This window comes from Actinoplanes sp. NPDC049118 (assembly GCF_040648555.1).
In the GTDB taxonomy this organism is placed as follows: Bacteria; Actinomycetota; Actinomycetes; order Mycobacteriales; family Micromonosporaceae; genus Actinoplanes.
Genome location: NZ_JBEZDY010000004.1, coordinates 259,807 through 277,095, shown reverse-complemented (window position 1 = coordinate 277,095; position 17,289 = coordinate 259,807). Strand labels below are relative to the sequence as shown.

At 71.2% G+C, this 17,289-nt stretch carries 17 protein-coding genes; 7 read left to right on the top strand and 10 right to left on the bottom strand.

Annotated elements, in window-relative coordinates; all coding sequences use genetic code 11:
- Positions 1-36 precede the first annotated feature (36 nt).
- On the bottom strand, positions 37-1,065 hold the full coding sequence (locus AB0B58_RS08180; protein WP_360219479.1) for a PDZ domain-containing protein: 1,029 nt from the start codon (positions 1,063-1,065) through the stop codon (positions 37-39).
- Between the two features lie 90 nt (positions 1,066-1,155).
- On the opposite strand from AB0B58_RS08180, the gene AB0B58_RS08175 reads away from it, so the two are divergent.
- Positions 1,156-2,382: a zinc-dependent metalloprotease gene (locus AB0B58_RS08175; RefSeq protein WP_360219476.1), complete on the top strand. Its 1,227-nt coding sequence runs from the start codon at positions 1,156-1,158 to the stop codon at positions 2,380-2,382.
- Positions 2,383-2,576: 194 nt separating this feature from the next.
- Here AB0B58_RS08175 and AB0B58_RS08170 read toward each other — a convergent pair whose 3' ends face one another.
- Both AB0B58_RS08170 and AB0B58_RS08165 read right to left on the bottom strand, forming a co-directional pair.
- The gene (locus AB0B58_RS08170) at positions 2,577-3,170 is read right to left on the bottom strand and encodes a hypothetical protein (RefSeq protein WP_360219473.1); all 594 of its coding nucleotides are present in this window, start codon (positions 3,168-3,170) and stop codon (positions 2,577-2,579) included.
- A complete protein-coding gene (locus AB0B58_RS08165) occupies positions 3,167-3,718 on the bottom strand; it encodes a M48 family metallopeptidase (RefSeq protein ID WP_360219470.1) in 552 nt (183 codons plus the stop codon). The genes AB0B58_RS08170 and AB0B58_RS08165 overlap by 4 nt, the downstream gene beginning before the upstream one ends.
- A 465-nt stretch (positions 3,719-4,183) precedes the next feature.
- On the opposite strand from AB0B58_RS08165, the gene AB0B58_RS08160 reads away from it, so the two are divergent.
- The 3 genes from AB0B58_RS08160 (at position 4,184) to AB0B58_RS08150 (ending at position 7,057) form a co-directional block, all read left to right on the top strand.
- Positions 4,184-4,345: a DUF5679 domain-containing protein gene (locus AB0B58_RS08160; protein WP_015625326.1), complete on the top strand. Its 162-nt coding sequence runs from the start codon at positions 4,184-4,186 to the stop codon at positions 4,343-4,345.
- Between the two features lie 234 nt (positions 4,346-4,579).
- Positions 4,580-5,632, top strand: a complete 1,053-nt coding sequence (locus tag AB0B58_RS08155; RefSeq protein WP_360219466.1) for a hypothetical protein — start codon at positions 4,580-4,582, stop codon at positions 5,630-5,632.
- Between the two features lie 78 nt (positions 5,633-5,710).
- Positions 5,711-7,057, top strand: a complete 1,347-nt coding sequence (locus tag AB0B58_RS08150) for an AarF/ABC1/UbiB kinase family protein (protein ID WP_360219463.1) — start codon at positions 5,711-5,713, stop codon at positions 7,055-7,057.
- A gap of 378 nt (positions 7,058-7,435) precedes the next feature.
- On the opposite strand, the gene AB0B58_RS08145 is transcribed toward AB0B58_RS08150, so the two are convergent.
- The 3 genes from AB0B58_RS08145 to AB0B58_RS08135 all read right to left on the bottom strand — a co-directional run bounded on the left by AB0B58_RS08145 (position 7,436) and on the right by AB0B58_RS08135 (position 10,498).
- Positions 7,436-7,798, bottom strand: a complete 363-nt coding sequence (locus AB0B58_RS08145; RefSeq protein WP_125807464.1) for a WhiB family transcriptional regulator — start codon at positions 7,796-7,798, stop codon at positions 7,436-7,438.
- A 141-nt stretch (positions 7,799-7,939) separates the two neighbouring features.
- A complete protein-coding gene (locus AB0B58_RS08140; RefSeq protein WP_360219459.1) occupies positions 7,940-8,278 on the bottom strand; it encodes a hypothetical protein in 339 nt (112 codons plus the stop codon).
- 75 nt (positions 8,279-8,353) lie between these two features.
- Positions 8,354-10,498: an ATP-dependent DNA helicase UvrD2 gene (locus tag AB0B58_RS08135; protein ID WP_360219456.1), complete on the bottom strand. Its 2,145-nt coding sequence runs from the start codon at positions 10,496-10,498 to the stop codon at positions 8,354-8,356.
- A gap of 81 nt (positions 10,499-10,579) precedes the next feature.
- Here AB0B58_RS08135 and AB0B58_RS08130 point away from each other — a divergent pair, with 81 nt between their 5' ends.
- Complete coding sequence (locus AB0B58_RS08130; RefSeq protein WP_360219453.1) at positions 10,580-10,822, top strand: mycoredoxin; 243 nt, start codon at positions 10,580-10,582, stop codon at positions 10,820-10,822.
- Between the two features lie 58 nt (positions 10,823-10,880).
- Here AB0B58_RS08130 and AB0B58_RS08125 read toward each other — a convergent pair whose 3' ends face one another.
- The 4 genes from AB0B58_RS08125 to AB0B58_RS08110 form a co-directional block, all read right to left on the bottom strand.
- Positions 10,881-11,762, bottom strand: coding sequence for a phytanoyl-CoA dioxygenase family protein (locus AB0B58_RS08125; RefSeq protein WP_360219450.1), 882 nt, complete (start codon positions 11,760-11,762; stop codon positions 10,881-10,883).
- Between the two features lie 103 nt (positions 11,763-11,865).
- On the bottom strand, positions 11,866-12,846 hold the full coding sequence (nudC, locus tag AB0B58_RS08120) for an NAD(+) diphosphatase (protein WP_360219447.1): 981 nt from the start codon (positions 12,844-12,846) through the stop codon (positions 11,866-11,868).
- The gene (locus AB0B58_RS08115) at positions 12,843-14,159 is read right to left on the bottom strand and encodes a pitrilysin family protein (RefSeq protein WP_360219444.1); all 1,317 of its coding nucleotides are present in this window, start codon (positions 14,157-14,159) and stop codon (positions 12,843-12,845) included. The genes nudC and AB0B58_RS08115 overlap by 4 nt, the downstream gene beginning before the upstream one ends.
- Entirely contained in the window at positions 14,156-15,451 is a 1,296-nt protein-coding gene (locus tag AB0B58_RS08110; RefSeq protein WP_360219894.1) for a pitrilysin family protein, read from the bottom strand. The genes AB0B58_RS08115 and AB0B58_RS08110 overlap by 4 nt, the downstream gene beginning before the upstream one ends.
- Before the next feature lie 173 nt (positions 15,452-15,624).
- Here AB0B58_RS08110 and AB0B58_RS08105 point away from each other — a divergent pair, with 173 nt between their 5' ends.
- A complete protein-coding gene (locus AB0B58_RS08105) occupies positions 15,625-15,978 on the top strand; it encodes a hypothetical protein (RefSeq protein ID WP_360219441.1) in 354 nt (117 codons plus the stop codon).
- A 7-nt stretch (positions 15,979-15,985) separates the two neighbouring features.
- On the top strand, positions 15,986-17,257 hold the full coding sequence (locus AB0B58_RS08100; RefSeq protein WP_360219438.1) for a YqgE/AlgH family protein: 1,272 nt from the start codon (positions 15,986-15,988) through the stop codon (positions 17,255-17,257).
- Positions 17,258-17,289: the final 32 nt, after the last annotated feature.

Sequence of the window (17,289 nt, the reverse complement as noted above, 5' to 3'; positions counted from 1 at the left end):
GTTGCGCTGTTCCGTCTGGGGCGCCTGCGCCGATTGTTACGCAGCCGGGCAGGGTTTGGGGGTACCGCCGCTGGTGAAGGTCTGCAGTGCGGTCAGGGCGTCATCCACGGTGGCCACCTCCGCCATGGGCAGGCCGGGCACGGCATTGCGCACAGCTTCGGCGCAATTATCGGCCGGTACCAGGAAGAGTTGAGCTCCCGCCTCCTTGGCGCCGACGAGCTTCTGCGGGATGCCACCGATCGGGCCGACGGCGCCCTCGTCGTCGATTGTGCCCGTACCGGCGATGATCTTGCCGCCGGTGAGGTCCGCCGGCCGCAGCTTGTCGATGATGCCGAGGGTGAACATCAGGCCGGCGCTGGGTCCGCCGATCTCGTCCAGGTCGATCGCGACGTCGAACGGGTGCGGCTGCTTCTTGTCGATGCCGACGCCGATGCGGGGCGTGGCCGTCTTGCCGTCGGACTTCGTGACGATCTTGACGGTGGCGGGCTTCCCGGCCCGGGTGTAGCCGATCGTCAGCGTGGTGCCGGCCGGCTTGGCCTGGATGAGCTCGGTGAGCTGCCCGGGGCTGGTCACCTCGACGCCGTCGACGGAGGTGATGAGGTCGTCCTTCTGCAGGTGCCCGGACGAGGGACCGTTCGGCGTCACCTCGGTCACGAAGGTCTGCACCGGGTAGCCCAGCTCCCGCAGCGCGACGGTCACCGCGCTGTGCTGGGAGGACTTGAACTCCTCGGCGTTCTGCTCCTCGACCTGCTGCTCGCTCTGGTCGGGCGGGTAGATCAGCTCGCGCGGGACCACGGCCTGCTCGTCGCTGAACCAGCCTCGGATCGCCCAGACCAGTTCGACGCTCGGCTGCACCCCGACGGTGGTCAGCCGGAGCTGGCCCTTGGAGGTCGAGGTGTCCGCCTTCGTCACCTGAATGACCTCTTTGCCGTTGTCCGAGCCGAGCGTGTTGACGGTCGGACCGGGCTTCAGCACGACATACGGCAGGGGGATGACCATGACACCTACTGCCAGCAGTGCGGTGATCAGGGCGCCGAGAATGACCGTGACACCGCGACGTCTCATGCGCGTGACCGTACCAACCGATCCTGAGTTCTCTCTGAGCTGACACCGGCATTGGTCACTAAGGCCGCCAACGCGCGTACGGTTGGGTACGTGCCTGATATCCCGTTCGGCTTCAGCCTGCCGGGCGCCCAGCCGCCCGATCCCTCCGACCCGCAGCAGATGCAGCAGTTCATGAATCAGCTGCAGCAGATGTTCGCCGCGCCCGGAAGTGGCCCGGTCAACTGGGACCTGGCCCGCCAGGTGGCGGCCAGCCAGCTGAGCGCGACCGGCGACCCCGCGGTGAACATGTACGAGCACAACGCGGTCTCCGAGGCCCTGCGCCTCGCCGACCTGTGGCTCGACCCGGCGTCCGCGCTGCCGTCCGGCGTCCGCGACGCGACGGCCTGGAACCGGAACGAGTGGGTCTACAACACGCTCGACGTGTGGAAGAAGCTCTGCGACCCGATCGCGGGCCAGATGGTCGGCGCCATGGGTGACCTGGTGCCCGAGGAGGCCCGGGCCCAGCTCGGCCCGATGCAGTCGATGGTCGCGACGCTCGGCGGCGCGCTCTTCGGCGGCCAGCTCGGCCAGGCGCTCGGCCAGCTCGCGGCGGAGGTCCTCTCGGCCGGCGACATCGGCCTGCCGCTGGGCCCGGCCGGCACGGCCGCGCTGGTCCCGGCCAACATCAAGGCGTACGGCGACGGCCTGGAGCTCCCGGAGGACCAGGTCCGGCTCTACGTGGCGCTGCGCGAGGCGGCACACCAGCGGCTGTTCCAGCACGTGCCGTGGCTGCGCGCGCACGTGCTGAGCGCGGTGGAGACCTACGCGAACGGCATCACGGTCAACCGCGAGGCGATCGAAGAGGCGATGAGCCGCGTCGATCCGTCCGACCCGGAGTCGATGCAGCAGATGGCGCTCGAGGGCATCTTCACGCCCGAGGACACCCCGCAGCAGAAGGCCTCGCTGGCGCGGCTCGAGACGGCGCTCGCGCTGATCGAGGGCTGGGTCGGCCACGTGGTGGACAGCGCCGCGGGCGAACGGCTCCCGTCGGTGGCCGCGCTGGGCGAGGCGTTCCGGCGCCGGCGCGCGGCGGGCGGCCCGGCCGAGCAGACGTTCGCGGCCCTGGTCGGCCTCGAGCTGCGACCGCGCCGGCTGCGTGAGGCCGGTGCCCTGTGGGCGGCGGTGACCGAGCACCGCGGTGTCGCGGGCCGCGACGCGCTGTGGGATCACCCGGACCTGCTGCCGACGGACGAGGATTTCGCGGACCCGCAGAAATTCGCCGAGTCGCGGCTGGACTGGGACATCTCGGAACTCGACAACCTCGGCAAGGACGAGTAGAGCATCAGGATCAACTTCAAGATCTAATTCATGTCGTGCCCGGTTGCATGGATCTGACCGTCGCTCCCGCCGAGACCGGGCGCGGGGATCCAGTCGCTGGCGCTCCTGAACGGATCCCCGCACCCTGCCAGGTCCGTGCTTCCCAACCCCGACCCCAGCCAACCCGACCGAGGCGCCGCGCGACGGTTCAGGACTCAGCCGCCGAGGATGGTCCGGGTGTTCTCCCAGCCCTCGAGGGCCGGGTCAAGGGTTGCCAGGTCCGCCGGGCCGCGTAGGCGGCGCCAATCGGCCGTCGATTGGATGTCGCCGGGGTTCGGGGCCGACCTTCTCAGGCTCATCGGGGTTGCCGTGTCCAGGTCGTGGTCGGGCAGCCAGTCCGGCGCGGGCAGGCGGGCCGCGACCCCCAGCAGGCCCGAACCGCCACCCGGCGCGACCGCGACGGGCCTGGTCGTCAGGGGGCGCAGGAGTTTGCCCAGGATCATGCCGGGCACGTCGGCCGCGTCCGCCGCGATGACCGCCGCCTGATCGAAGCCGTCGCCCGCGGCCGCCCTCAGCACGGGCAGCACCGTTGCCGTCGGCACGTCGTAGATGCGCATGCCGGGCCAGGCGATCTCCTCGGCCAGGGCCCGGTCCTCGGGCCGCGCGGCGATGGCGGGCTCGGCCTGCGCGAGCATGGCGAGCAGGTCGACGACGTCCTCCGCCAGCGCGGTTCGCCACTTCAGCAGGTCGACCCCGGGCGGGCTCCAGCTCACCGGGGTCAGCAGCGCCACTACGACACGTCTCGTCACCCCTGAAGGGTAGGGGTGTCGTCGGCCAGGACCAGCCCCGTCGCGGCCGAGATGCCTTCCAGGTAGCCGCGGGCGCGTTCCGCCCTCGGGTAGCGGTTGACCAACTCCCAGAACTGCGCGTTGTGGCTCGGCACGACCAGGTGCGCCAGCTCGTGCAGCAGCACGTAGTCGATCACCCAGTCCGGCATCTCCTGGATGCGGTGCGAGATCCGGATCGTGGCGTCCTCCGGGGTGCAGGAGCCCCAGCGGCCGTTCTGATTCGTCACCCAGCGCACGCTCGCCGGCACGATGTCCTCGGCGTGGTCGGGTAAGTACCGGGAGATCAGGCGCCGGGCACGGACCAGCAGCTCGCTGTCCGTATGCCGGATGCGCTCCTCCCGGGCCGCGAGGCGGGCAAGCATCCGCGCCACCCACTCGGTCTCCTCGGCACGCGAGAACCGGTCGGGGATGAGGACGACGACCCGCTCGCCCTCTCGATACGCGGACACCGTACGACGACGGCGCTGGCTGCGCCGCACTTCGACGACAGGCTTGCGCGTCCTGGCCATTACCGGCTCGCGCGGCCCACAGTAGGGTTCACATTGCGACGTTAATCTGTCAGGGCCAGGTCACCGCAAGGGTACGAGAAACGACACGCGCCCAAAATGTGAGCTACGTCCCTAAAAATCCGAAAATATTTTCCACGGCCGCAACATGCCTCCCGGCATAACCTGCGTAAGGTCGGGAACGAGGCGGCCTGAACGTCCCTTTTCTGGCGTTCTGCAGCACTTCGTCGGCGTGTCCATCCGTATCTGCCCAAAAAGGGGCATCTCGACCGGCACACTCAGGCCGTCGACGACACCGCCGACGCCGCGCTGACATGGAAATGGCCGGACCTGGGTAGTGACCGCCCCGAGCGGGGGTGGCCACGTTCACTTGGTCGCGGAGCGGTCCAGCGCCGAACACAGATCGCGGCCTGTCGCCGCGAGCAAGGCACCGGGCCGACCCGGCCGACAACATGACGAGGAGGAATCGTGGCCGACAACACATACAACGGCTACTGCGTTAAGTGCAAGGAGAAGCGCGACTTCCAGGGCACCGTCGAGGTCTCGAAGACCGGCATGAACATGGCCAAGGGCAAGTGCCCGGTCTGCGGCACGACGGTCAACCGGATCCTGGGCAAGGCCAAGGCCTGACCGCATCGAACGACCGCGACGGGGGCGGCCGCTGGTCGCCCCCGTCGACTCGAACCCGCGCGGTCACCCGGCCGTGTCATAACCCGTGTGCATCCGCACACGTTGAGTAAATAGCCGACTCCCCACCGAGCTGTGGATAACTCCGCCGTTCCTGTGGATAACCCTGCTGCCGGGCGAGCGGGCCTGTGGACAGACAATCCTCAGCGCGTCCGTGTCATGACACCGTGTCACTTCATGAGCCGCACGCCGCTGCCCCGTCCCACCCTGCTGCCGGGCCTCCCGCGCATCTGGCGCGCCCCGCACACGCTGCAACTCGGCCTCGACCCGCCCCGCGCCGTCCTGATCGACCTGCCCGAGCCGAGCGCCGCCGGGCTGCTCGACCTGCTGGACGGCTCCCGCTCGGAGCGGCTCGCCCTCGCCCGGGCCGGCTCCTTCGGCATGCGCCCCGACGAGGCGCGCACCCTGCTCGACACCCTGCACGCCGCCGGGCTGGTGGTCCCGGCGCAAAGCCTCTTCCCGCCGGCCATGCCGGAGCGCCTGACCGGCGAGGCGGGGGCGCTGGCGCTCGCGGCCGGCACCGCGTCCCCGGCCCGGACGCTGCGCCGCCGGGCCGCGGCCCGGGTCGTCGTCACCGGCCGGGCCCGCCTCGCGCCCGGCGTCGCCGTCGCCCTCGCCGCCGCGGGCGTCGGCCACGTCCATCCGGACCTGACCGGCCGGGTCGACCGGCACGAGACGCCGGGCGGCCCGCTGACCGCCGCCGACATCGGCAGACCCCGGGCCGAGGCCGCGGCGGAGGCCATCCAGCGTGCGGCGCCGGGCACCGAGACCCGCACGGTACGGCGGGGAGCCGCGTCCCTGGTGATCCGTCTCGGCGCGGACCAGCCTCCCGCCCTGCCGGCGATCAGCCGCGCCCAGCGCCGCCGACCCTGCCTCGCCGCGGAAATCCGCGAGGGCAAGGTACTCGTCGGCCCGCTGGTGCCACCCGCGACCTCACCCTGCCTGGGCTGCATCGCCCTGCACCGCCGCGAGCGAGAGCCCGCCTGGCCGGACGTGCCCACCCCGCCGATCCCCGGACCGGGCCCGGCCGAGCCGTGCGCCGCGGCGACGCTGCTCGCCGCGACGGCCTACCTGGCCGCCGAGGCGCTGGCCTTCCTCGACGGCGACACCCCGGAGACCCTGGGCGCCGAGGTGGAGATCAGCAAACCGGGGCGCTTCCGCCGCCGCACCTGGGCGCCGCACCCCGCGTGCCCTTGCGGCCGCCGATCGATGCCCGACCACGGTCGGTAACCGGACTTTCAGCTCACTAGGTGACGGACGGCCCCATCCAGGGCGGTCGAACTCCGCCACGTCGGTCACAATGATCTGGTGACCGACATCCCGCGGCGTGCGGCGTCCCGCACCGCTAAACTCGCCGCCCTCCCCCTCGGCTTCGCGGGACGTACGGTGCTCGGGCTCGGCAAGCGGGTGACCGGCATCGCCACGGACGTCATCTCCGCGGAGATCCAGCAGCGCACCGCCGAGCAGCTCTTCAGCGTCCTGGGCCAGCTCAAGGGCGGCGCGATGAAGTTCGGGCAGGCCCTGTCGGTCTTCGAGGCCGCGATGCCCGAGACGATGGCGGCGCCGTACCGGCAGGCGCTGACCAAGCTGCAGGAGGCCGCGCCGCCGATGCCGGTGGCGAGCGTGCACAAGGCGCTGGCCGAGCAGCTCGGCGCGGACTGGCGGGAGCTGTTCGCCGAGTTCGACGACAGCCCGGCCGCCGCCGCGAGCATCGGCCAGGTGCACCGCGCGGTGTGGAAGCGGCCGCCGACCCTCGACGGCGACCTGCCGAGGATGGTGGACGTCGCGGTCAAGGTGCAGTATCCCGGCGCTGGCGAGGCTCTGATCGCCGACCTCAAGCAGCTGGGCCGCCTGGCCGGCATGTTCAAGATCATTCAGCCGGGCATGGACATGAAACCGCTGCTCAACGAGCTTCGCGCGCGGATCACCGAGGAGCTCGACTACGCCATGGAGGCGGAGGCGCAGACGGCATTCGCCGACGCGTACGCGGACGACCCCGAGATCTACGTGCCGAGGGTCATGGCCGCGGCACCCCGGGTGCTGGTCACCGAGTGGGTCGACGGCACCCCGCTGTCCAAGGTCATCAGCGACGGCACCCCCGCCGAACGCGACGAGGCCGGTCGCCTGACGGCCACGCTGCACTTCTCGGCGCCGGCCCGGGCCGGGCTGCTGCACGCCGACCCCCACCCCGGCAACTTCCGCATCCTGCCCGACGGCCGCCTCGGCGTGATCGACTTCGGCGCGGTGGCCCGGCTGCCCGACGGCCACCCGGAGCCGATCGGCCGCCTGGTCCGCCTGGCGCTGGGCGGCGATGCCCAGGCGGTCGTGGACGGCCTGCGCGCGGAGGGCTTCATCAAGCCCGACGACGACCTCGACGCCGAGGCGGTGCTGAGCTTCCTGCGCCCGATGATCGAGCCGGTGGCGGTGGACGAGTTCCGCTTCACCCGCTCCTGGATCCGCGGCGAGGCGACCCGCCTGTCCAGCCCGAAGTCCCCGGCCTTCCAGCTGAGCCGCAAGCTCAACCTCCCCCCGTCGTACCTGTTGATCCACCGGGTGACGCTGGGCTCCATCGGCGTGCTGTGCCAGCTGGAGGCCCAGGCGCCGTACCGGTCCATCCTGCAGAAGTGGCTACCCGGTTTCGCACCCGTCGCGTGAGCGAGCTTGCGAGCGGGTGCGTAAGAGCTCACCCACCAGGGTGAATCGGTCCCTCGATCTGCGGGGGACGTCCGGAACCCGGGGACCACGCGCTGTGATGCTCGCCCGGTACGAGAATGGGCCCGCCCGCGAAGAACGCGGACGGGCCCTGCGGATTCATTTGTTCAGAGGCGTCCACCCAGTTCACGGGCAGCCCGGTGACGGGCCTCCATCGCGATCTGACGGGCGGGTCGGTGTGCCTCAGGGTGATGGTCGGCCTGAGGCCGACGCATTCGTGCTCGCGAAAGCGCTTCTTGGATGAGTTTCACCTTCGAAGTTCCGTTCGTGTTCACAGCGATGTCTTCCGTCTCTGGTTAAGGGGTGTGTTCGGTCGTTTTCTCAGGCCGCGAGGCGGACCGAGTTGCGGGACTCGAGACCGTTCGCGGCGAGCCGCTCCTCGACCTCGACCTGGAGCTCGGCGTCGCGAGCGACGTCGACCTTGCGGGGACGGCCACGGGGCCGCTTGCGCGGCACGACGGCGCCACGCTCAAAGATCTCGCCGCCCCAGACACCCCAGGGCTCGTTCCGCTCGACCGCACCGGCGAGGCACTCGACGCGCAGCGGGCAGTCCCCGCAGAGCGACTTGGCCAGCTCCAGCTGGGCCGGGGAGTCCGAGAACCAAAGGTCCGGGTCGAACTTCCGACAGGGCAGGTTTGCCTCAAGCTCGACGCTCACGTCGAGTGGGGCCAGCGCCAGACTCATAAAGCCCGGTCACCTCTCTCTTCTTCTCGATCTTCTGGATCGCGATACAGGTCGTGCACCGGCCGGTGAGCCGGCAAAAAAATTAAGGCCGCGGATCCCGGTTACGGGTTCCGCGGCCTCGAGGTGAGCCGGTTGGTCTGTTTAGACCGGCCTTCCTCGAGGCGGGACACCGCTGGCACCATCCGTCATGCGCTTGGAGGTGCCGTTGCTGCCCACGAACCCAGTGGTCCCGTAGCTTCCGTCGACGTCCGCCAGAGTCCTGACCAGCTCGGCCTGGATCTGGACCTGGTGCGCCTGCGAAGCCGGGGCCCGCTCAACGGCCAGGAGCGCCACGGGGGCGGACTCCGGGAGCCACGAAGCGGACGGAGCGCAGACAGCAGCAAGCAGCGTCGACGGTCGCTCGATCGTGTGGTTGAGCTTCATCGGTGCCACCTCCTCCATCGCCTTGCGCTCGGATGTTTCCTCGGACCTGATGAACATGGTTTTAACCCGCGCTCATCTGGTGTGCACTGAGGCTAAGCCCGCCTGCCCGGGGAGGGCAAACGAATTAACGGACTAGTTTTCAAAGTTTTCTGAGCGGTCGCCCGCGGGTGTGTCGCCGCTCACCAGAGCGAACACGGCGGCACCGTACTGGCCGAGTTTGCGGGGGCCTATCCCGGCGATCGCCAGCAGCTCCGGCGGGGTGCCGGGCCGGCGCTCCGCGATCGCCACGATCGTGGCGTCGGTGAACACGACGTATGCAGGGACTTTCTGCTCGGCCGCGGTGGCGGCGCGCCACGCCAGCAGGCGTTCGTAGAGCTCCTCGTCGAGATCGGACGGGCAGGTCGGGCAGCGGCCCAGCTTGCGGTCGGCGCCCGCCAGCAGGGTCCCACCGCAGATCCGGCAGGAGACCACGAGGTTCCGTCGATTGACGGGTTTCCGACTCGCGCCGGCGACGCCCGCCTTCTCCAGCCCGTTGCTGCGCTGGCCGAGCTGCGGCAGGAACCGGCACGGCCGCCGGGCGCGGCCGCCCGGCGAGCGGGACTGGCCGTAGGAGAGCCAGAGCCACTGCCGGGCCCGGGTCACCCCGACGTAGAGCAGGCGGCGCTCCTCCTCGATCTGTTCGGGGGTCTTCGCGTACGTCGTCGGCAGGGTGCCCTCGGCCAGCCCGACGAGGAAGACCGCGTCCCACTCCAGGCCCTTCGCCGAGTGCAGGGAAGCGAGCGTCACCCCCTCGACCGTCGGGGCGTGCTGCTGCTCGGCGCGGCGGGACAGCTCCTCGCAGAACGCCGACAGCGACAGGTCGAGCTGGACCGCGCCGGCCTGGCCGAGCGGCAGCAGGCCGGGCGAGCGGGCGTAGTCCTCGGCGAGGGCCACCAGCGCGGCCAGCGCCTCCCACTGCTCACGCTGCGCACCGCCCGGCGGCGGCCGGTCGCGCGCCCAGCCGGTCGCGGAGAGCGCCTCGACGACGGCCTGCACCAGCGGGGTCTCCCCCGGCGTCGAGCGCACGGCCGAGCGCAACGCGATCATCGCCTGTCGCACCTCGGTGCGTTCGAAGAACCGCTCGGCGCCGCGGATCACGTATGGCACCTCGAGCTCGGCGAGCGCCTTCTCGTACGCCTCCGACTGCGCGTTCGTCCGGAACAGCACCGCGATCTCGCTCGCCGGCGTGCCCGCGGAGATCAGGTCGCGGCAGCGACGGGCGACGGCGACGGCCTCGGCGGGCTCGTCCGGGAAGATCTTGAGGTCGGGCTCGGCCCCGGGTGGGCGCTGCCCGACCAGTTCGAGCCGCAGCTTGGCCTCGGTGCCGCGGGCCTGCTTGATGACCGCGTTGGCGAGGCCGACAACCTGCGGGGTCGAGCGGTAGTCACGGACCAGCCGGACCACCACCGCCTCGCGGCGCTGCCGCGGGAAGTCGACCAGATACGAGGAGGTGGCGCCGGTGAACGAGTAGATGGTCTGGCTGGCGTCGCCGACGACGGTGATGTCGTCGCGGCCGCCGAGCCAGGCCTCGAGCAGCCGCTGCTGCAGCGGATTGACGTCCTGGTACTCGTCGACCACGAAGTGCCGGTACTGCGAGCGGACCTGCTCGGCCACGTCCTGGTGCTCCTCGATGCCCCAGACGGCGGCGCGGAGCATGTCCTCGAAGTCGATGACGCCCTGGCGGCGCTTCAGGGACTCGTAGGCACCGAAGATCTCGGCGACCTTCGCGGCCTCGTAGGGCGGCTCGCGCAGCGCCTTGGCCGCGGCGACGACGTACTCCCCGGGCTCGATCAGGGAGGATTTCGCCCACTCGATCTCGCCGGCCAGGTCGCGGGCGGCCGTGCGGTCGGCGCGGACGCCCACCCGGTTCGCCGCGAGCGTGACCAGGCGGGCCTTGCTCTCCACCAGCTCGGGCATCGCCCGGCCCTCGAGCAGCCGCGGCGCGAAGTAGCGGACCTGGCGCAGCGCCGCGGCGTGGAACGTGCGGGCCTGCACCCGGCCGGCGCCGAGCCCGGTGAGCCGGGCCCGCATCTCGGCGGCGGCCCGCGCGGTGAAGGTGACGGCGAGCACGTGCCGGGGGCTGATCTCCCCTCGCAGGGTTCGATAGGCGATGCGGTGGGTGATGGCACGCGTCTTGCCCGTGCCGGCCCCGGCGAGGATGCAGACCGGCCCCGCGGGGGCGGTCACCGCCCTACGCTGATCGGGGTCGAGACCGGCGAGCACACGTTCGGCTGTCACAACCGGGAATCATGGCACCCCCGTCCGACGTTTCCCGTGATGGCGTACCGCCCTGTGATGTCTGCGAAGGAGATCCGACCGATGTTGACCATGTACTCGACGTCCTGGTGTGGCTACTGCCACCGGCTCAAGTCCCAGCTCGACCGGGAGGGAATCGGGTACGAGGTCGTCGACATCGAGCAGGACCCGGCCGCGGCGGAGTTCGTGATGGGCGTCAACGGCGGCAACCAGACCGTGCCGACGCTGCGTTTCCACGACGGGTCGGCGCTGACCAACCCCTCGATCGTGCAGGTCAAGCAGCACCTGGCCGCCATCGCCGCCTAGGGGACACCGGGGCGCTGAGGGCGGGGGCCGGTCGCGGAATCGGCCGGCCCCACCCGCGTCACGGAATGAGCGCGGGAACGCTCGAGTCGAGGAGTCCCTGGCGCTTGAGCTCGCCGTAGAGCGGGGTGGTCTCGGGGTAGTGTCCCCACGCGTGGTCGCCGCTGCCGTCGCCGCAGTGGCCGAGCAGCTGCTTCTGCACCGGCGAGAACGACGCCCACTCGGCCGAACCGGGCAGCTCCGCAACCTCATCGCGGCCGGCCACCCAGCGGTAGGTGTAGCCGAAGAAGGCACCCACGCGAGTGATCGGCGAGTAGTTGTCCGACCGGGCGTGCCAAAGGCGACGGTCGAAGACGACCAGGTCGCCCGGGTTCGCGGTGATCTGGAGGGCACCCTCGGGCTGCGGCCACGGAACGCCGCGCGACGGCGGGCCCGGCAGCCAGTTCGTCAGGTGACTGCCCGGCAGCACCGTGAAGTTGCCCCGGCCGGTCTCGCTGACGTCCGACAGCCAGTAGGCGAGCTTCACCGACGTCCGCGGGCGGGGGTCGGTCTCTAGCTCACGGTTCTGCCGGCCGCCGTCCTGGTGCCAGTGCCACCAGTCCTTCTGCTTCTCGTGGATCTGCGGGTGCACGTCGACGTGCGAGTGGTAGACGTGCACGTTCCAGCCGAGAATCGACCAGATGTACTTGAACGCCTTGGGGTGATCAAGGAGGAATGCCAGCTCCGGGTTGTTGGTCACCGCGGAAAGCTGGTGCAGGGCACCGGTCGGCCCGAGGCCGCCGTCGCGCGCCGCCTTTTCCTTCGACCGCAGAATCGCGGTGCGCGCTATCGCCACCTCGTCCGGGGTCAGAACCGCCGGTATCACGAGGAAGCCGTCGCGGTCGAACTGCGCGCGCTCCTCGGCCGTCATCGGGGTCCAGGTCTGCTCCGCAAGCAGGGACATCTAGATACCTCATCTCCGTGTCTGCCCATCCAGACGCTGGAGTGTGCTCCCATCGTTGCTAAGCCGGTGTGAATAATTCTTTGATTAGAGAAATGTGAATCCCTTAACGGCGGAAATCACCCAACCATCGCTCAACGAGATAAAACGCGATGGAGGATCGCATAGGGAGATTCATGCGTACGCCGCTTTCCGGCTCCACATAGTCACCGGCGATCATGCGGGTGATGTCGGCCCGGCTGAACCACCGGGCCTCGTCGATCTCCTCCGGGTCCACTGTGATCGCCTGGTCCCGGTCCGCCACCGCGGTGAAGCCGAGCATCAGCGAGCCCGGGTACGGCCAGGACTGGCTGCCCTCGTACTGAAGGGAGCTCAGCCGGACGCCGACCTCCTCGCGCACCTCGCGCACGACGGCGGCCTCGGCCGACTCACCCGGCTCGACGTATCCGGCCAGGCAGGAGAACCGGCGCACGCCGCCGACCTCGGGCCAGGCGGCGTTGTGGCCCAGCAGGCAGCACCCCTGTTCACCCGGCCGGCCGTCGTGGACGAGCACGATCATCGCGGGGTCCGTGCGGGGCCACATCTGCTGCCCGCCGGCGTCCACCCGCGACCAGCCCGCCTCGATGACGGTTGTCGGCTCGCCATTGCGCGGCGAGAACCGGTGACTGGCGTGCCAGTTGCCCAGCGCCGCCGCGGTGGTGAGGATCCCGGCATCGCGCGGGTCGAGCCGGTGACCGATCTCCCGCAGGGTCAGCGCCTCGGCGGCGCCGGCCTCGGGCAGCGGTGCGTCGACCGCGAAGATCGGCACCCCGGCCGGGTCGATGCCGAGGAACAGCCGTTCGCCCTCGGGGGCCGCGTCGGCCGCGACCAGCACCAGCCGCGGCGAACCCTGCGCGCGGCCGGTGACCAGCGCCCGTCCGCCCTTGGCGACGTCGATGATCACCACCAGGCCGGACTTCCACGCGCTCGCGAGCCAGTCCTCGTCGCGCCGGTGGTGTGCGGCCCGGTCCAGGCTCGTCCGGGCCAGGGGCGGTCCGTCCAGGCCGGGCTGCTCACCGACGTCAGGCTGTTCCCCGGACTGACTCACTCGGCCAGTTCCACCGCGGTCAGGGCCGCCAGGGGTGCCTCGATCTTCTCGGCGTCGCCGAGCACGACCGTGACCGCGGCCGACGGCGCCAGATAGCGGGCCGCCGCCTCCGCGACCTGTTCCCGGGTCGCCGAGGCCAGCGCCGCCGAGTGTTCCCGCAGGTGGTCCAGCCGCAGGCCGAAGCTCGCGAAGACGCTGGCGAGACCGGCCAGGCCGGCCTGGGTGGACATGCCGAGGCGCAGGGTGCCCAAGGAGTAGCGGCGGGCCTGCTCCAGCTCCTCCTCGCCGGGCGGGAGGCTGGCGATGCGACCCAGTTCGTACAGGGTCTCGAGCATCGCGGGGCCGGTGACCTCGGTGGCCACCTCGGCCGCCACCACCAGCGCGGAGCCGGCGACGAAGTGCTCGATGGCCGAGTGCGGGCCGTAGGTGTAGCCCTTGTCCTCGCGGATGTTCTCCACCCAGCGCGAGGAGAAGTAGCCGCCGAAGACCATGTTGGCCAGCTGCAGCGCCGCGTAGTCCGGATCGGTCCGGGTCAGCGCCGGCAGCGCCATGCGCAACGACGACTGCACCGCGCCGGGGCGGTCGACCAGCCGCAGCGGACCGGGCTCCAGCTCCGGGGTGGGCGGCACGTTGCCGTCGCGGCTCGGGCCGATCCAGCCGCCGAGCGCCTTCTCGGCCGAGTCGATCGCCTTCTCCGGGTTGAGGTCGCCGACGAGCACCAGCACCGCGCCGTCGGGGCGGACCCGGTCGGCGTGCAGGGCCCGCAGCTGTCCCGGGCGTACGCCCTTGACCTGCTCCGCCTCGGGGGTCTGCACCGCGTACGGATGCCGGCCGTACATCCGGTGCAGCAGGGCCGTCCGGGCCAGGTGCGCGGGCTGGGTCTGCGCGACCTGGATGTGGTCGACGAGGCGGTCCCGCTCGGTAGCGACCTCCTCGGCCGGGTACGTCGGGTCGGAGAGCACGTCCGCGAGGATCTCCAGCATCCGGTCGAGGCCGGCGGCGAGGGAGTTGCCGGTGACCAGCAGCCGGTCCGGGTCCAGCCCGGCCGAGAGCCCGCCGCCGACGGTCTGCAGCTCGGCGGCGATGTCGATGCTGGACATCCTCGCGGTGCCGGTGAACAGAGCCTGCGACAGCAGCGTGGCGCGGGCCAGCGGCGCCCGGCCGAACGGCACGCGCAGCCGCACCTCGACCAGGGGCACGGCGGGGCGGCGGATGGCGATGACGGTGAGCCCGCTGCTGAGCGTGCGCTCGGCCTGCTTGGGCAGCTTGAGCTTGCTGTCCGGAATCAGCTCCGGTAGGGGCCTCACGCTCACTGGTTCGCTCCTGGGACGACCTCGATGGTGGAACGGCGCTCCGGCCGCAGGGTGGCGGCGGCGGCGAGGATCTGCGCCTCGGTGACCTCACCGACGAGCCGGGGCAGGTCGTTGAGCATCTCCGGACGGCCGCGCTGCGCCTCGAGCACGGCCATCGGCAGCGCCCGGCCCAGCACGGCGTCGGTGTCGCGCAGCAGGTGGGTGGCCATGCGGGCCTGGGTGCGGGCGAGCTCACCCGGCGCCAGCCCGCCGGTCGCGAGCCGGTCGAGCTCCTCGTCGACGGCGCGCAGCACCTTGTCGGCGTCGCCGCCGGGCGGCATGTGCGCCTGCAGGAGCATCGCGGTCGGGTTGCGGACCTGGTACTCGTCGCCCATGAATCCGATGTAGCCGCCGACGCTGGTGACCGTGCGGTCGCGCTGCACCAGCCGCTCGACCAGCCGGGACGCGTCGCCGTCGGTGAGCACCTCGGCCAGCACCACGTACGGGAGGTAGTCCTCGAAGCTGCCGATCGGGTCCGGTACCCGCCATCCGCTGGCCACCGCCGGCAGCGGAGCGAGCCGGTCGACGTAGCTCTCCCGGCGCTCGCCCTTGATGTCGGGCTCGGCGAAGTCGGGCAGCTTCGGCTTGGACCGGGCCTGCACGTCGCCGAAGTGCCGCTGCACGAGGACCGTCGCCTCGGCCACGTCGAAGTCGCCGGCGACGGTGAGCACCGCGTTGCCGCAGGCGTAGTACTTGTCGAAGAACTCCTCGGCGTCCGCGACGGTCGCGTGGTCGAGGTCGCCGAACGAGCCGTAGCCGTCGTGCGCGTTGGCGAACGTCTCGAACATCACCGGGGGCAGCCGGAGCCAGGGGAACCCGCCGTACGGCCGGTTGAGGACGTTGACCCGGATCTCCTCCTTGACCACGTCCACCTGGTTGCGCAGGTTCTCCTCCGTCAGGCGCGGGCCGCGCATGCGGTCGGCCTCGAGGAAGAGGGCCCGCTCGAGGGCGCCGGCCGGCAGCACCTCGAAGTAGTCGGTGTAGTCCAGATGGGTCGAGCCGTTGAAGCTGCCGCCGGCGCCCTGCACGTGCCGGAAGTGCGCGAGCTTCTCCAGGTTCTCCGAGCCCTGGAACATCAGGTGCTCGAAGAGGTGCGCGAAGCCGGTACGGCCCTCCGGTTCGGAGCGGATGCCGACGTCGTACACGACCGCCACCCCGACGACCGGTGCGGTGCGGTCGGGCGTGAGGACCACCCGCAGACCGTTGTCGAGGGTGAATCGTTCGACCGGATACTTCGTCGCGGGAATCTTCATTTTGCGCGCCACATCAGAGAATCTAACCCGACGAGGCGGCCGTTGACGGGTTCGGCCGCCCGACGCCCTCGATCGCGGGTACCGGGTTTGGCGTAGTGAGTCCGTGACGTCAGGTAAATGCTTCGATATCCTGTCGCGTCCGATCACACCATCACCGACGGGGAGCCGAGACTGTGCCCGTTCAGTTGCGCGTGGAGTGCGAGTCGACCGGAGACGGTGAGTCGCTGTACCGCTGGCTGCGCCGGGAGCAGGTGGTACGGGTCGAGGGCGAGCTGACCCGCGCGCCCGCCGGCGGCAACGAGACGATGGGCACCCTGCTCGACGTCCTGACCCTGGTCATCGGCAGTGGCCTGTCCGCCGGTCAGCTCGCGCTCGCCGTGAGCGCCTGGCGCGACTCCCGCCGGCCCGCGCCCAAGGTGACGATCACGCACACCGCCGCGGACGGCAGCGTCACCCGGATCGAGACGACCGACCAGCCGGCACTGGCCGCCGCGCTGACCGAGCTCCAGCAGCGCGAACAGAAGTAAGCCTCCCATGAGCGACATCGCGGACCCGGCCGCCTCCCAGGTCGTCCTGATCGGTGTGTCGGAGTACCGCCGGCTCTCCACGCTGCCGGCCGCCCGGCGCAATGTGACCGATCTGCGTGATCTCCTGCAACACGAAGATTTATGGGGTGTCCCGGCGGAGAACTGCCACGTGCTGATCGACCCGGAGTCGCCGGCCGAGGTGAGCCGGGCGATCCGCAAGGCCGCCGCCGCGACCGGGGGCGGTGGGCTGCTGCTGGTCTACTTCGCCGGGCACGGTCTCGTCGACGCCGACGACGGCAACCTGATCCTCGGGCTGCCCGGCTGCGACCCGGAGGTGCCGTACGAGCGCGGCGTGCCGTACGACTGGATCCGCCGCGCGGTCGCCGACACCCGGGCGCGCCGGCGGGTGGTGATCCTCGACTGCTGCTACTCGGGCCGGGCCGGCTCCGAGCTCGGCGGCGACGGAACGGGCACCGACTTCGTCGCCGACAAGGCTGAGGCCGAGGGCACCTGCCTGCTGGTCTCCGCGCCCGCGAACCGCCCGGCGATGGCGCCGCGCGGCGAGGCGTACACCGCCTTCACCGGCGAGCTGATCCGGCTCCTGCGCGACGGCCTGCGCCCCGCTCCCCCGGAGGCGACCCCGGCCACGCTCACCGTCCACACGATCTGGCGCACGGTACGCCGGGCGATGCTGCGCCGCGGCTTCGAACGTCCGGAGTTGCGGGCCCGCGACGCCGGCGGCGAGATCTCGCTGGTGCACAATCCGGCGGCGCCGCGGCACAACCTGGCGGGCAGCGTGCTCTACGCGGCGCCCTGGTTCGTCGACGAGGACCTGAGCCAGCGCGCGATCCTGGTGCTGCGGCACAACCAGACCGGCGCGGCCGGCGTCTGCATCACCCGGCCGGACGGCGAGATCCCGGAGGAGTTCCCGGAGGCCTGGCGGCCGCTGCTGCACAATCCGGCGGCGCTCTTCAACGGCGGGCCGGTGGCCCGCGACGGCTACATCGTGGTGACGCTGCTGCGCGCGGGCGCGAGCCAGCCGATGCGCTTCACGCCGGTACGCGACCGGCTCGGCACGATGGCCCTCTCGGCGGCGCCCGAGGACGTGGCCGGCTCGGTCGACGCGATGCGGGTGTTCGTCGGCTACCTGGGCTGGCGGGCCGGCGAGTTGGAGGAGTTCCTGGACCACGGCGCCCTGATCGCCAGCCGCCACACCTCGAGACAGGTCTTCACCGAGCGACCCGCCGAGCTGTGGCAGTCCCTGCAGGCCGTCCGATGAGCGATCCGCCGATCCGCGGCCAGGGAGCGGGG